This window comes from Mesorhizobium sp. P2_B11, from assembly GCF_056404855.1.
Genome location: NZ_JBFUDF010000001.1, coordinates 367,948 through 381,021, shown reverse-complemented (window position 1 = coordinate 381,021; position 13,074 = coordinate 367,948). Strand labels below are relative to the sequence as shown.

13 protein-coding genes are annotated in these 13,074 nt (G+C 62.2%); 5 read left to right on the top strand and 8 right to left on the bottom strand.

The annotated features are described in order from the left end of the window. Positions 1–143: 143 nt before the first annotated feature. Positions 144–701 (top strand): SH3 domain-containing protein, encoded by a 558-nt coding sequence (locus AC1DYJ_RS01710; RefSeq protein WP_477279423.1) that lies wholly within the window; start codon positions 144–146, stop codon positions 699–701. 18 nt (positions 702–719) lie between these two features. On the opposite strand, the gene AC1DYJ_RS01705 is transcribed toward AC1DYJ_RS01710, so the two are convergent. Next, positions 720–1,079 (bottom strand): DUF4260 domain-containing protein, encoded by a 360-nt coding sequence (locus AC1DYJ_RS01705; protein WP_477279421.1) that lies wholly within the window; start codon positions 1,077–1,079, stop codon positions 720–722. 10 nt (positions 1,080–1,089) lie between these two features. Further along, entirely contained in the window at positions 1,090–1,521 is a 432-nt protein-coding gene (gene irrA / locus AC1DYJ_RS01700) for an iron response transcriptional regulator IrrA (RefSeq protein WP_477233666.1), read from the bottom strand. Positions 1,522–1,867: 346 nt separating this feature from the next. On the opposite strand from irrA, the gene fabA reads away from it, so the two are divergent. From fabA to AC1DYJ_RS01680, 4 genes are all read left to right on the top strand, one after another. Further along, positions 1,868–2,383, top strand: coding sequence for a 3-hydroxyacyl-[acyl-carrier-protein] dehydratase FabA (gene fabA, locus AC1DYJ_RS01695; RefSeq protein ID WP_477279419.1), 516 nt, complete (start codon positions 1,868–1,870; stop codon positions 2,381–2,383). Between the two features lie 124 nt (positions 2,384–2,507). Continuing rightward, on the top strand, positions 2,508–3,728 hold the full coding sequence (gene fabB / locus AC1DYJ_RS01690; protein ID WP_477279417.1) for a beta-ketoacyl-ACP synthase I: 1,221 nt from the start codon (positions 2,508–2,510) through the stop codon (positions 3,726–3,728). A 13-nt stretch (positions 3,729–3,741) separates the two neighbouring features. Further along, positions 3,742–4,554: an enoyl-ACP reductase FabI gene (fabI, locus tag AC1DYJ_RS01685; RefSeq protein ID WP_181056307.1), complete on the top strand. Its 813-nt coding sequence runs from the start codon at positions 3,742–3,744 to the stop codon at positions 4,552–4,554. Between the two features lie 283 nt (positions 4,555–4,837). Next, entirely contained in the window at positions 4,838–6,391 is a 1,554-nt protein-coding gene (locus tag AC1DYJ_RS01680) for a putative bifunctional diguanylate cyclase/phosphodiesterase (protein ID WP_477279415.1), read from the top strand. Between the two features lie 30 nt (positions 6,392–6,421). On the opposite strand, the gene AC1DYJ_RS01675 is transcribed toward AC1DYJ_RS01680, so the two are convergent. The 6 genes from AC1DYJ_RS01675 to rbfA form a co-directional block, all read right to left on the bottom strand. After that, the gene (locus AC1DYJ_RS01675) at positions 6,422–7,435 is read right to left on the bottom strand and encodes a class I SAM-dependent methyltransferase (protein WP_477279413.1); all 1,014 of its coding nucleotides are present in this window, start codon (positions 7,433–7,435) and stop codon (positions 6,422–6,424) included. 90 nt (positions 7,436–7,525) lie between these two features. Next, positions 7,526–9,673, bottom strand: a complete 2,148-nt coding sequence (pnp, locus tag AC1DYJ_RS01670; protein WP_477279411.1) for a polyribonucleotide nucleotidyltransferase — start codon at positions 9,671–9,673, stop codon at positions 7,526–7,528. 280 nt (positions 9,674–9,953) lie between these two features. Continuing rightward, positions 9,954–10,328, bottom strand: a complete 375-nt coding sequence (gene rpsO, locus AC1DYJ_RS01665; protein WP_281035917.1) for a 30S ribosomal protein S15 — start codon at positions 10,326–10,328, stop codon at positions 9,954–9,956. Positions 10,329–10,424: 96 nt separating this feature from the next. Continuing rightward, a complete protein-coding gene (corA, locus tag AC1DYJ_RS01660) occupies positions 10,425–11,519 on the bottom strand; it encodes a magnesium/cobalt transporter CorA (protein ID WP_477279409.1) in 1,095 nt (364 codons plus the stop codon). A gap of 44 nt (positions 11,520–11,563) precedes the next feature. Then, positions 11,564–12,529 carry a tRNA pseudouridine(55) synthase TruB gene (gene truB / locus AC1DYJ_RS01655; protein ID WP_477279407.1) on the bottom strand — a complete coding sequence of 322 codons (966 nt, stop codon included), beginning with the start codon at positions 12,527–12,529 and terminating at the stop codon, positions 11,564–11,566. Next, complete coding sequence (rbfA, locus tag AC1DYJ_RS01650; RefSeq protein ID WP_477279405.1) at positions 12,529–12,945, bottom strand: 30S ribosome-binding factor RbfA; 417 nt, start codon at positions 12,943–12,945, stop codon at positions 12,529–12,531. The genes truB and rbfA overlap by 1 nt, the downstream gene beginning before the upstream one ends. Positions 12,946–13,074 lie beyond the last annotated feature (129 nt).

Here is a 13,074-nt window from a genome sequence, read left to right as displayed (position 1 = left end):
CGATCTCGTTGAGACCTCTTTAACCAAGACAGGCGAAACTGAATACCGGTCGCGGTGCCTGCCACTCCTGTAACAAGCGGTGCCGCCGAAGACAAAGAAAAAGGGGCGCGATGGCCAAAGGGCACGCGCCGAAAGGAACGAAAGTGTCTGGTTTCGCGTCGCTTCGCCTGGTCCTCAGCGCAGCGCTTCTCGGCGCTCTCCTGCATTCCCCGCACGCCGCGGCGCAAGGCGCCGCTGCACCTGTGCAGACGGTGACGCTTGGACCCAGCGGCCTGCCACTGCCGCGTTTCGTCAGCCTGAAATCGGCCCGCGTCAACTCGCGCGTCGGCCCGGGCGCCAACTATTCCGTCGACTGGATGTACACCAAGGCCGGCCTGCCGATGGAAATCATCCAGGAATTCGACACATGGCGGCGCGTGCGCGACGCCGATGGCTCGGAGGGTTGGATCAACCAGTCGCTGCTGTCGGGCCGCCGCACGGCGATCGTCGCGCCGTGGCAGCGCAGCAAGGGTGGCCGAATCAATCTGCTCGACGATGCGGACAAGGACGCCAGCGTCATCGCCATCATCGAGCCGGGCGTGACGGGCACGATCAAAACCTGCGATGGCCAGTGGTGCGAAATGACCTTCGACGGCCACACCGGCTGGATCGCCCAGTCGCAGGTGTGGGGCGCCTATCCCGGCGAGCACGTCAAGAACTGAGATTGCTGGAAAGATCGCCTAGCGGCCGATGCGGCCGAGATGGGTGTCCTGAAAGCCGGTCGACAGCTTGAGGCCATAGCCGAGAGCGCGGTCGATGGCGATGTGGATAATCCAGATCAGCGCAATCGCGGCGGCCATCGAATCGGCCAGCACGTATCCGGCGAGCGCCAGCAGCAGCGGGACGATCAATATGTGCAAGGCGTTGTAGGCGATGGCGCCGACGCGCGGCCCGGCGACGTAGCCCAGCATCGACAGATCAGGCGCCAGGATGAGCAGGGCAAACAGCCACCAGGTAGTACTGGACAGCGTGTAAAGGACGATCCCCACCACTGCGACGGCGGCCCATTCGAGCCGGATTGCAAGATCGACAGGTCTCATGGAGTGCAGCTTAAATGCCGCGCTTCGGGCGCAGCCGCACCACGATGTCGACATTGGCGATCTCCATGCCCGCGGGTGGCTCCGGCAGGTTGGAGACGGTCACCGGACCGCTTTCGATGTCGAAAATCCGGTTTTCGCCTTCGATGTAGAAATGATGGTGATCGGAGGTGTTGGTGTCGAAATAGGTCTTCGACCCCTCGACCGCGAGAATGCGCAGCAGGCCGGCCTGGGTGAACTGGTGAAGGGCGTTGTAGACGGTGGCAAGCGAGACCGGCACGCCGGCGGCAATCGCCTCCTCATGCAGTTCCTCGGCCGAAAGGTGGCGGTCGCCCTTGGCAAAAAGCAGATCGGCCAGCGCAATGCGCTGGCGCGTCGGCCTTAGGCCGGCTTCGCGAACCCGCTTGTCCACAGCGACATTTTCCTTCCGGCAGCCCAGATCCATCTATTCGTCCAAGCCCACAGTTCCGCCTCAAGACACCCCCAGAGTGGCGAAAAAACGTCATCGACCGAAACTGGACACCTCTCGACATATATTCTGTTGGCCGAATGCGATCAATAGAGCGACGTGCGTCCAGTTGGACGCACTAAGTACGCTCTATCACTTTTTTGGCGTCGCATCGTGCTTTCCGGAAATCGAAATCGATTTCCGGGCCGATGCGAGAGCGCGCATTGACCCGGGCAGACGGGCGGGTTAAGCGCAAACGCCGGTTTCCGGCTCGAAATGGATTGTGTTAGGAAACCAACGACAAGGGCGCCCACCGCCCGGGACTATCATGGGGACGAGATTGATGGCGGGTTCGAAATCCAGCTACGATTACGAGGAATTGCTGGCCTGTGCCCGCGGCGAGCTGTTCGGGCCCGGCAACGCCCAGCTGCCCTACCCGCCGATGCTGATGTTCGACCGCATCACCGAGATCAGCGAAACCGGCGGCGCCCACGACAAGGGCTTCATCCGCGCCGAATTCGACATCAAGCCGGACCTGTGGTTCTTCGCCTGCCATTTCATCGGCAATCCGATCATGCCGGGATGCCTCGGCCTCGACGCCATGTGGCAATTGACGGGGTTCTACCTCGGCTGGCTCGGCGAACCGGGCAAGGGCATGGCGTTGTCGACCGGCGAAGTGAAGTTCAAGGGCATGGTGACGCCATCGGTCAAGAAGGTCGAATACGGCATCGATTTCAAGCGCGTCATGCGCGGGCGCCTGGTGCTCGGCATCGCCGATGGCTGGCTTAAGGCCGACGGCGAACCCATATACGCGGCGACAGACCTCAAGGTGGGGTTGTCCAAGCAATCGGCTGCCTGACCGGCGCCACTGCAGCAGGGCGTTTCCCGGAACGCGCAATGATGCTGCAGCATTTTGATTTTGCGTATGATCGCCGGCCAAAACCGGCTACGGTTTCGGGATCATCCGCTGGAAGGAGTTGCGAATGAGAAGGGTCGTCGTCACAGGCCTCGGCATCGTATCGTCGATCGGCAACAATGCCAACGAGGTGCAATCCTCGCTCTACGATGCCAAATCGGGCATCAGCTTCTCCGATTCCTTCGCCGAACACGGCTTCCGCTGCCAGGTCTGGGGCGCGCCGACGCTCGACCCGTCGGCCATGATCGACCGGCGCGCGATGCGCTTCCTCAGCCAGGGGGCGGCCTGGAACCATGTCGCCATGGACCAGGCGATCGCCGACGCCGGCCTTGGCGAAAGCGACATCACCAATGAGCGCACCGGCATCGTCATGGGATCGGGCGGTCCGTCCACCCGCACCATCGTCGAGGCAGCCGAGATCACGCTGAAGAACAACAGCCCAAAGCGCATCGGTCCGTTCGCGGTGCCGAAGGCGATGTCGTCGACCGCGTCGGCAACGCTCGCCACGTGGTTCAAGATCCACGGCGTCAACTATTCGATCTCATCGGCCTGCTCGACCTCTGCGCATTGCATCGGCAATGCCTACGAGCTGATCCAGTGGGGCAAGCAGGACGTTATGTTTGCCGGCGGCCATGAAGACCTCGACTGGACGATGTCGGACTTGTTCGACGCCATGGGCGCGATGTCGTCCAAGTTCAACGACAAGGCGTCAACGGCGTCCCGCGCGTACGACACCAATCGCGACGGTTTCGTCATCGCCGGCGGCGCTGGCGTCCTCATCCTGGAGGAACTCGAACACGCCAAGGCGCGCGGCGCCAAGATCTATGCCGAGATCGTCGGCTACGGCGCGACGTCGGATGGCTACGACATGGTGGCGCCGTCGGGCGAAGGCGCGGTGCGCTGCATGCGCCAGGCATTGGCGACGGTTTCGACCCCGATCGACTACATCAACACGCACGGCACCTCGACGCCGGTCGGCGATTCCAAGGAAATGGGCGCCATCCGCGAGGTGTTCGGCGACAAGATGCCGTTCATCACGTCGACCAAGTCGCTGACCGGCCATTCGCTGGGCGCCGCCGGCGTGCAGGAATCGATCTACTCGATCCTGATGATGCAGGGCGGCTTCATCGGCGAGAGCGCCCATATCGAAAACCTCGATCCGGAATTCGAGGGCATGCCGATCGTGCGCAAGCGTATCGACGACGCCAGGATCGACACGGTTTTGTCCAATTCGTTCGGTTTCGGTGGCACCAACGCAACGCTCGTTTTCCAGCGCTATTCCGCATAAGGATTTGCCGGCCATGGACGGACTGATGAAGGGCAAGCGCGGGCTTGTCATGGGCGTCGCCAACGATCATTCGATCGCCTGGGGCATCGCCAAGAAATTGTCCGAGCATGGGGCAGACCTCGCCTTCACCTATCAGGGCGACGCCTTCGGGCGCCGCGTCAAGCCGCTTGCCGAAAAGCTCGGGGCGTCGCTGGTCGTGCCCTGCGACGTCGAGGACAGCGCATCGGTCGCGGCCACCTTCGAGACGCTCGGCAAGGAATGGGGTGGGCTCGACTTCGTCGTCCACGCCATCGGCTTTTCCGACAAGAACGAGCTCAAGGGGCTCTACGCCGACACCAGCCGCGACAACTTCGTCCGCACCATGGTGATCTCCTGCTACTCCTTCACCGAGATCGCACGCCATGCCGCCCCGCTGATGAGCGATGGCGGCGCGATGATCACGCTGACCTATGCCGGTTCTGTCCGCGTCATGCCGAACTACAACGTCATGGGCGTCGCCAAGGCCGGGCTGGAAGCCAGCGTGCGCTATCTCGCCAATGATTACGGCCCGCGCGGCATCAGGGTGAACGGCATATCGGCGGGACCGGTGCGCACGTTGGCCGGTGCCGGGATTTCGGATGCGCGGCATATGTATTCCTACCAGCAGCGCAACTCGCCGCTGCGCCGCACGGTGACCATCGACGAGGTCGGCGGCTCGGCGCTCTATCTTTTGTCCGACCTCTCGTCAGGCGTCACCGGCGAAATCCATTATGTCGATTCCGGCTATCACATCGTGTCCATGCCAACGCTGGATGAATTGAAGCAGACCGACAGCGGACGCGATTAGAGCTTGTTCCATCCCGATGAAATCGGGGCTCTATCTCTTTTGGTTAAGCATGATTTCTGGACTAACGGTTCCCGTTTGTCCGAGAAAAGCTGCGACTGCCTTTCGCGATCACACTCCAGTTCTTCCAGTAAAATTAGATGCATTGGCAGAAACTCATTTTAAGGACATACCCGCTATAAGTCCTATGGCTAGGGCACTGCGCGTGCTTTAGGATTTATGAATTCGCGTGTGATCTTCCGGAAATTCGAGTTGATTTTTGGGATCGTGCAACAGGGACTGAGTAATGCCTGCTGTCAGCAACCCGAAGCGAACACCTGTGTTCCGGCTGCTCACCGTCGCCGCCTCGGGCCTTGGCAGTTTCGTTCTCGGGCTCTGGGGTCTCCAGTACGGTTTCGGTGACGGCTTTGCCGGCATGCAGGCGGGAACCATGGTCGGCATCGCGTCGGCCTTGTGCGCGCTGGCCGCCGCCGGTGCTGCACTCTCGTTCTTTGCCGGCGTCGATGAATCGGTTGACTACGTCTTCAACGAAACCCATTTCGACAAGCTCACCGGGCTTCTGGCGCGGCCGGCCATGGTCGGCAAGATTGCCGACGCGGCGTCAGCGACGATCAAGACTGGCGAGCCGGTGTTCCTCATCGATATCGACATCGACCGCTTCAAACAGATCAACGACGCCATCGGCTACAGCCATGGCGACGAACTGATCCGCGTCTTCACCAAGCGGCTGAAGGCCTGCATGCCCGAGGGCACGGTGATGGGGCGCATCGGCGCCGGCGAATTCGCCATCCTGGTCTCGGATCACGAGATCCAGGGATCGATGGAAGCCACTGTCGAAACCCTGATCGAGGAGATGCTGAAGCCCTATCAGCTTGATTCGCACCTGCAATCGGTCGGCATATCGGTGGGTATCGTGGCGATGCCGAAAGACGGCGTCGATCCGGTCCTCGTCCTGCGCCGCTCCAACCTGGCGCTGCAGAATGCCCGCGCCGGCGGGGTGGGCAACTGGTCGTTCTTCCATTCCGACATGGGCCAGGTCGCCGACTATCGTCACTGGATCGAATCCGAACTGCACATCGCCTTCGACCGCGGCGATTTCGACCTCCACTACCAGCCGCAGCTCGACCTGCGGAGCGGCCGCATCGTCGGCTACGAGGCGCTGATCCGCTGGAAGCATCCCGAACGCGGCATGATCCCGCCGATGGAGTTCATTCCGATCGCGGAAGAGACCGGCATGATCCACCCGATCGGCAATTGGGTGCTGCACAAGGCCTGCAACGATGCCCGCCATTTGCCCGAGGACTGCTTCGTTGCCGTCAACATCTCGCCGGTCCAGTTCATGACCAAGGATTTCGTCGGTATCGTGCGTGACGCCATGGCCAGCACCGGCATCAAGCCGTCACGGCTGGAGCTCGAACTGACCGAGACGGCGATGATGCAGGACCGCGACCGCGCCGCCATCATCCTGCAGCAGCTTGCCGACATGGGCATTTCGGTGGCCGTCGACGATTTCGGCACCGGCTATTCCAATCTGAGCTATCTGATCGACTTCGCCTTCGGCAAGCTGAAGATCGACCGCTCCTTCATCAGCCGCATGGACACCGATTCCAATTCGGGTGCCGTTGTCTCCACCATCGTCGGCCTGTCACGGGCGCTCGGCGTCGGCATCATTGCCGAAGGCGTCGAGACCGAGAACCAGGCCTCGCTCTTGCGAGCGGCCGGCTGTGAAATGGTGCAGGGCTATCTGTTCGGCAGGCCGGCACCGCTCAAGATCAAGCCCGGCGAGATCAGAGCGACCATTCCCGTCCACGAGCCGGCGCGTATCGTCAGCATGCATTGAGGCGGCGCTACGCGCCTTCCGGCCGTCGTCCTAGCGGCGTGCGGAAAAAACCTTGAACATGCCATCGCGGGCGAGTTCGGCGTGGCTGGAGAAGACAGCCTTCAGAACCGGCTCATAAGGCAGCTGGCGGTTTGCCACCATGAATAGCCGCCCGCCCGGCTTCAGCGCCTTGCCCGCCGCCTGGATCATGCCGGCGCCGATTTCCGGCTCGGCCGCACGGCTGCGATGGAAGGGCGGATTCATGACGATGGCGTCATAGCGCCGTTCGACCGGCTCGCTCAGCAGATCGATCCAGAAGAAGCCCGGCTCGAAGCCGGTCACGCCGATATTGCTTTTGGCCGCCTCAAGTGCGTCGAAATCCGCCTCGTAGAGGTCGAGCCCTGTAATGCCGGGTGAACTTGCCGCGACCTCGGCGGCGACATAGCCCCAGCCGGCGCAAAAATCAGCGATGTTGCCGCGCAGGTCTTTGGGCAGGTTGTCGACCAGAAGTTTTGAGCCGGCGTCGATGCGGTCGAAGGAAAACATGCCGGGCGCGGTGCGGAAGCGACCTTCGATCAGCGCGACAGGATTGGCGGTCCGGAGTTTTTCCACAGCGGCCAGATCGACAGGACGGCGAAGCCAGAAGGCAATGCCATGATGTTTCGGCAGATGGCCTTCGAGCGGGACAAGCTCGTCGATGCGCTTGCGCAGGCTGTCGATGCCGTCCTCTTTTCCACCGGCGACGACGATCAGCCCGCCAGGTGCAACGTGTGCGATCGCTTCGGCAATGCGCATCTCGTTCTGGCCGCGGTGGCGTCCGACGAGGACGAGGGCTGCATCGAATGCATCGCCTTCAAGGCGCGGCGTCACCTTGTGGCCGGCACGCTCCAGCACGCGGAAGTATGGCCGGAAACCCTGCACGAGATGCAGCGCTGCCTCAAAACCGTCCGGCAGGCGGAAGCCGGGCTCGGCGCCAAGGAACAGCACACGCTCGCCCTTTTGCGGCAGAGGCAGCGCCTCGGCCTCGAAAGGATGGAACAGTGTCTTCAGCGGCTCAGCGGCCATTCTTCGATCTCATGCCTGAAACAAACCGGGTCTTAAACGAAAACGGGCGCGACATACGCCGCGCCCGTTTCAATTTCACTATCAGACCGCTCAGGCGGCGTTTTCTTCGCCTTCGGCCTTCTTGTCGCGGGCGATTTCCTTGCCGGTGGCCTGGTCGACGACCTTCATCGACAGGCGGACCTTGCCGCGCTCGTCGAAGCCCATCAGCTTGACCCAGACCTTGTCGCCTTCCTTGACGACGTCCGAGGTCTTGGCAACCCGGTCGTTGGCAAGCTGCGAGATGTGGACGAGGCCGTCACGCGGACCGAAGAAGTTGACGAAAGCGCCGAAGTCGGCGGTCTTGACGACCGTGCCTTCGTAGATCTCGCCGACTTCCGGCTCGGCGACGATGGTGTGGATCCACTTCTTGGCCGCCTCGATCTCCTTGGCGTTCGACGAAGCGATCTTGACCGTGCCGTCGTCCTCGATGTTGATCTTGGCGCCGGTCTTCTCGACGATCTCGCGGATGACCTTACCGCCGGAGCCGATGACATCGCGGATCTTGTCGGTCGGGATGTGCATGACCTCGATGCGCGGCGCGAACTCACCGAGTTCGGGGCGGGCGCCGGTCAGAGCATGAGCCATCTCGCCGAGGATATGCTGGCGGCCATCCTTGGCCTGGTCCAGCGCGATCTTCATGATCTCCTCGGTGATGCCCTCGATCTTGATGTCCATCTGCAGCGAGGTGATGCCGTTGGCGGTGCCGGCGACCTTGAAGTCCATGTCGCCGAGGTGATCTTCGTCACCCAGGATGTCGGAGAGAACCGCGAAGCGCTCGCCTTCCTTGATCAGGCCCATGGCGATACCGGCGACGGGCTTGGCCAGCGGCACGCCGGCATCCATCAGCGCCAGCGAGGTGCCGCAGACGGTCGCCATCGACGACGAGCCGTTGGACTCGGTGATCTCCGAGACGACGCGCAGCGTGTAGGGGAACTGGTCAGCGGAGGGCAGCATCGGACGGATGGCGCGCCAGGCGAGCTTGCCGTGGCCGATTTCGCGGCGGCCCGGCGAACCCATGCGGCCGGTCTCACCGACGGAGTAGGGAGGGAAGTTGTAGTGAAGGAGGAACTTCTCCTTGTACATGCCGGTCAGCGAATCGACATACTGCTCGTCCTCGCCGGTGCCAAGCGTGGCAACGACCAGCGCCTGGGTCTCGCCGCGGGTGAACAGCGCCGAACCGTGGGTGCGCGGCAGGACGCCGACTTCGGAGACGATCTTGCGGACGGTCTTGAGGTCACGGCCGTCAATGCGCGAGCCGGTGTCGAGGATGTTCCAGCGCACGACCTTGGCCTGGAGTTCCTTGAACACCGAGCCGATCTGCTCGGACGTGTACTTGGCGTCTTCGCCTTCGGCCGGGGCAAACGCTGCCTTGACCTTGGCCTTGACGGCGTCGACGGCGGCGTAGCGCTTCTGCTTGTCGACGTTCTTGTAGGCTTCGCTGAGTTCGTCGCCGACGATCTTCAGCATCTCGGCTTCAAGCGCGGAATAATCCGGCGCCGTGAAATCGCGCGGCTCCTTGGCGGCAACTTCGGCCAGCTTGATGATGGCCTCGATCACCGGCTGGAAGCCCTTGTGGCCGAACATGACGGCGCCGAGCATCAGCTCTTCGCCAAGTTCCTTGGCTTCGGACTCGACCATCAGAACGGCGTCGGCGGTGCCAGCGACAACGAGGTCGAGCTTGGATTCCTGCATCTCGTCGACATGCGGGTTGAGAACGTATTCGCCGTTGATGTAGCCGACGCGAGCGCCGCCGACCGGGCCCATGAAGGGGACGCCCGAGAGCGTCAGAGCGGCCGAGGTGGCAACGATCGACAGGATGTCCGGATCGTTTTCGAGGTCATGCTGGACGACGGTGACGACGATCTGGGTGTCGTTCTTGTAGCCGTCGGCGAAGAGCGGGCGGATCGGGCGGTCGATCAGGCGGGAAACCAGCGTTTCCTTTTCGCTCGGACGGCCTTCGCGCTTGAAGTAGCCGCCCGGGATCTTGCCGGCGGCGTAGGTCTTTTCCTGATAGTTGACGGTCAGCGGGAAGAAATCGAGACCCGGCTTCGGCTCCTTCATCGAAACGACGGTGGCGAGAACCTTGGTTTCGCCGTAGGTCGCGAGCACCGCGCCGTCAGCCTGACGCGCGATCTTGCCGGTTTCCAGGATGAGCGGACGGCCGCCCCATTCGATTTCCACTTTGTGGTGATTGAACATGTCTTGTCCTTAATAAGCGGAAAGGGCCGCGCCGTTTCACGGTGCGCGGATGCCCTTTCCCTGGCTTCCTTTCTCGGGCAGCCACGGGCAAGACAACGGGAAGCTCGGGTAATTTCGGCGGCTGGTAAGCCGCACGAGCGTCCTGCAATCCTGCCCCATGACCGTCCATGGGCGGTTTCGAGTGGCCCTCTGCATGCTCGAAACCGGGTCTGGCCAATCGATGCGACTGGCAGAATGCGCGACCGGCGGGCTCTCCTTGGAAAGCCCGCCGGTCAATTCGTCAACGGCGCAGACCGAGCTTCTCGATCAGCGTCTGATAGCGCGCGTCGTCCTTGCGCTTGAGATAATCAAGCAGGCTGCGGCGCTGGGAGACGAGAGCGAGCAGACCACGGCGGGAATGGTTATCCTTCTTGTGGTCCTTGAAGTGGTCGGTCAGGTTCTTGATGCGCTCGGAAAGGATGGCCACCTGGACTTCCGGAGACCCGGTATCGCCCTTGGCGGTTGCGAATTCACCCATCAATTCTTTTTTGCGCTCGGCAGTAATCGACATCGTGTTTTTCCTTATCTGTTTGAGGAAACGGGTCGCCCTCAGCCGGGATGTCGTCCAGCAGGGGCCGGTGCAAGCGACGCGACACGGCGCGAAGCTGCGGCGCATATAGGGCAATTCCCCGGAAAACACCAGCCCAATTCATAAAGCCGGCTTGTCGCAGGCTTTTGCTGGCGAATCCAAGATTTCCCTGATGCCGGAGGCCTATAGCCACTTCTTGCTTTTGAAGAAGACGATCAGGCCGACAGCAACGGCCAGCATGAACAGCAGCGAAGCCGGATAGCCATAATAGGCCTTCAGTTCCGGCATGTTCCATGGCGAGGTTTCGGGGTCGAAATTCATCCCCCAGATACCAACCAGGAAGGTTAGCGGCATGAAGATCACCGAGACGATGGTCAGATAAGAGATGACATCGTTGGTGCGCGCCTGGCTCAGCGACAGATGCATTTCGATCAGTCCGGTCAGCATATCGCGCTGGTTCTCGACCAGTTCGATCAGCCGCAATGCATGGTCGAGCGTGTCGTTGAAGAAGATCTTCGTCTCGGACTTCACATAGGGCACGTCGTTGCGGATCAGCGTCGCCAGTGCGTCGCGCATCGGCCACAGCACGCCCTTCAGCACATTGGCGTCGCGCCGCAATTCGTGCAGCTGCCGCATCTGATGCTTGTGCGGGGTGTTGAGCATCTCGTCCTCGATGCCGTCGACCTCTTCGCTCGCCGCCTCAATCGGCGGGAAATAGCTGTCGACGATGGCATCGATCAGCGCATAGGCCAGATAGTCGGCGCCGCGCGACCGCAAGCGGTTGGGCAGCGAGGCGGCGATGCGCTTGCGCACCGGGTCGAAAGGATCGCCTTCACGCTCCTGGAAGGTGACGACGAAATTCCTGCCGAAGAACACCGCGATCTGCTCGTAGCGATGCACCTTGACGTCGTCGATCATGCGCATGACGACGAAGGCGTGGTCCTCGAAGAAGTCGACCTTCGGCCGCTGGCCGGTGTTGACCACGTCCTCCAAAGCCAGCGGATGCAGGTTGAAAATCCGGCCGATCTCCTCGATCAGCTGGATGTTGGCGAGACCTGTGCAGTCCAGCCAGACGACCGGCCAGTTGTCGCAATGGGTGTTGAGATCATCGATGCTGGCCTTGTCGATGGTCTTGAATTTTTCCGGCGAGATCAGCGTCAGGCGGAGCTCGGAGCGGCGCGCCGCCGGATCGGCGATCAGTGTGCCCGGCGAGGCGCCGACCGGCGGCCGCCGCGTTTTCACCGGCGCACGCTTCTTCACCGCCTCAGCCTTTGCCATCTGCCCCTCGGATGTAACCTCGACGTAAAACTAGACGAGAGTGGTCAGCCGGCAAAGACCCGCTTCGGCTTGAACATGCCTTGCTCGATGGCGCCGATGGCGACCAGCTTGCCACGCGCGGTAGCGCAGGCTTCCTCGGCCTCCACGGGCGCATCGCGGCCGCGGATGATGACCGGATTGCCAAGCCGGATTTTCGTCGCCGCTTCGTCGCTGATGGCGATCTGCGGCAGACAGTCGAGCGCGGCCGCCGTGTCGACAAGCAGCGCATCGATGGCGCCGAAGTCGATCGGCGCATCGGCAGCGTCGGCATCGCCGTCAGCTTCGCGCTGTTCGCCGAAGCGAGCGGCCTCCAGCTCGGCGACGGTGACGAAATCGTCCTGGGTGAACGGCTCGACCTCGACCCGGCGCAATTCGGCAATGTGGCCGAAACAGCCGAGGTCGCGGCCCATGTCGCGGGCCAGCGAGCGCACATAGGTGCCCTTGCCGCATTCGACCTCGAACAGGGTGCGGTCGGCGGCGTGCTCGACGATGTCCAAGCGGCCGATCTCGATCTCGCGCGCAGGGATGTCGACCGTCTCGCCCTCGCGGGCAAGGTCGTAGGCGCGTTCGCCTGCTATCTTGATGGCCGAGAATTGCGGCGGCGTCTGCATGATGACGCCGGTGTAGTTCGGCAGCAGCGCCCTGACGTCAGCTTCCGCCGGACGCCGGTCGGAATTTTGCGTCACCGGCCCTTCGAGGTCATCGGTCGAACGCTCCTCGCCCCAGGCGACGGTGAAACGGTAGATCTTGGCGCCGTCCTGAACGTAAGGCACGGTCTTGGTCGCCTCGCCGAGCGCGATCGGCAGCATGCCAGAGGCCAGCGGATCGAGCGTGCCGGCATGGCCGGCCTTCTCGGCCTGGAACAGCCATTTGATCTTGGAGACGGCTTCGGTCGAGCCCATGCCGACCGGCTTGTCCAGCACCACCCAGCCCGAAATCGGCCGACCCTTCTTCTTGCCGCGGCGCCCCACTATTTCTCGTCCTTGTCGTTGTTGTCTTCAGGGCCGAGATCGCGGGCGACTTCGGGCGATTTCAGGAGATCGTTGATCCTGGCGAAATTGTCGAATGACGTGTCGAGCTTGAAGCGAAACTCAGGCATGAACTTCATTTGCCGGAGCGCGCCGGAAACGCGGCCCCGGACGAATTTTGCATGCTTGTTCAACGCGTCGATCACCGCGCCGGTATCCTTGGCGCCGAGCGGCGAGACAAAGGCCGTCGCAACCTTCAGATCGGGTGACATGCGCACTTCCGACACCGAAACGACGGTGTTCTCGATCAGCGGATCGATAATCTCGCCGCGCTGCAAGGTTTCGGACAGCGCATGACGCACCTGTTCGGCGACGCGCAACATGCGCTGGGATGGGCTGGAGGCGGTTGGACGGGGCATTTTTCTCAATCCTGAAAGCGTGAAGCGCGGGATGGGACCGCGCCACACGTCTCATACTTGTTGTATGCATGTCGTTTGTCCCAAAACCGCTACGCACTTTTGGGCGACAGGCATTAAAACTTGGGCGGC

What these genes read in the sequence shown, in the direction of transcription:
- corA (WP_477279409.1), bottom strand. Translation starts at nt 11,519, where the DNA reads ATGGCAAAGGCTGAGGCGGTGAAGAAGCGTGCGCCGGTGAAAACGCGG.
- fabA (WP_477279419.1), top strand. Translation starts at nt 1,868, where the DNA reads ATGGCGGGTTCGAAATCCAGCTACGATTACGAGGAATTGCTGGCCTGT.
- rbfA (WP_477279405.1), bottom strand. Translation starts at nt 12,945, where the DNA reads ATGCCCCGTCCAACCGCCTCCAGCCCATCCCAGCGCATGTTGCGCGTC.
- rpsO (WP_281035917.1), bottom strand. Translation starts at nt 10,328, where the DNA reads ATGCGCCGCAGCTTCGCGCCGTGTCGCGTCGCTTGCACCGGCCCCTGC.
- AC1DYJ_RS01675 (WP_477279413.1), bottom strand. Translation starts at nt 7,435, where the DNA reads ATGGCCGCTGAGCCGCTGAAGACACTGTTCCATCCTTTCGAGGCCGAG.
- AC1DYJ_RS01705 (WP_477279421.1), bottom strand. Translation starts at nt 1,079, where the DNA reads ATGAGACCTGTCGATCTTGCAATCCGGCTCGAATGGGCCGCCGTCGCA.
- pnp (WP_477279411.1), bottom strand. Translation starts at nt 9,673, where the DNA reads ATGTTCAATCACCACAAAGTGGAAATCGAATGGGGCGGCCGTCCGCTC.
- irrA (WP_477233666.1), bottom strand. Translation starts at nt 1,521, where the DNA reads ATGGATCTGGGCTGCCGGAAGGAAAATGTCGCTGTGGACAAGCGGGTT.
- fabB (WP_477279417.1), top strand. Translation starts at nt 2,508, where the DNA reads ATGAGAAGGGTCGTCGTCACAGGCCTCGGCATCGTATCGTCGATCGGC.
- AC1DYJ_RS01680 (WP_477279415.1), top strand. Translation starts at nt 4,838, where the DNA reads ATGCCTGCTGTCAGCAACCCGAAGCGAACACCTGTGTTCCGGCTGCTC.
- fabI (WP_181056307.1), top strand. Translation starts at nt 3,742, where the DNA reads ATGGACGGACTGATGAAGGGCAAGCGCGGGCTTGTCATGGGCGTCGCC.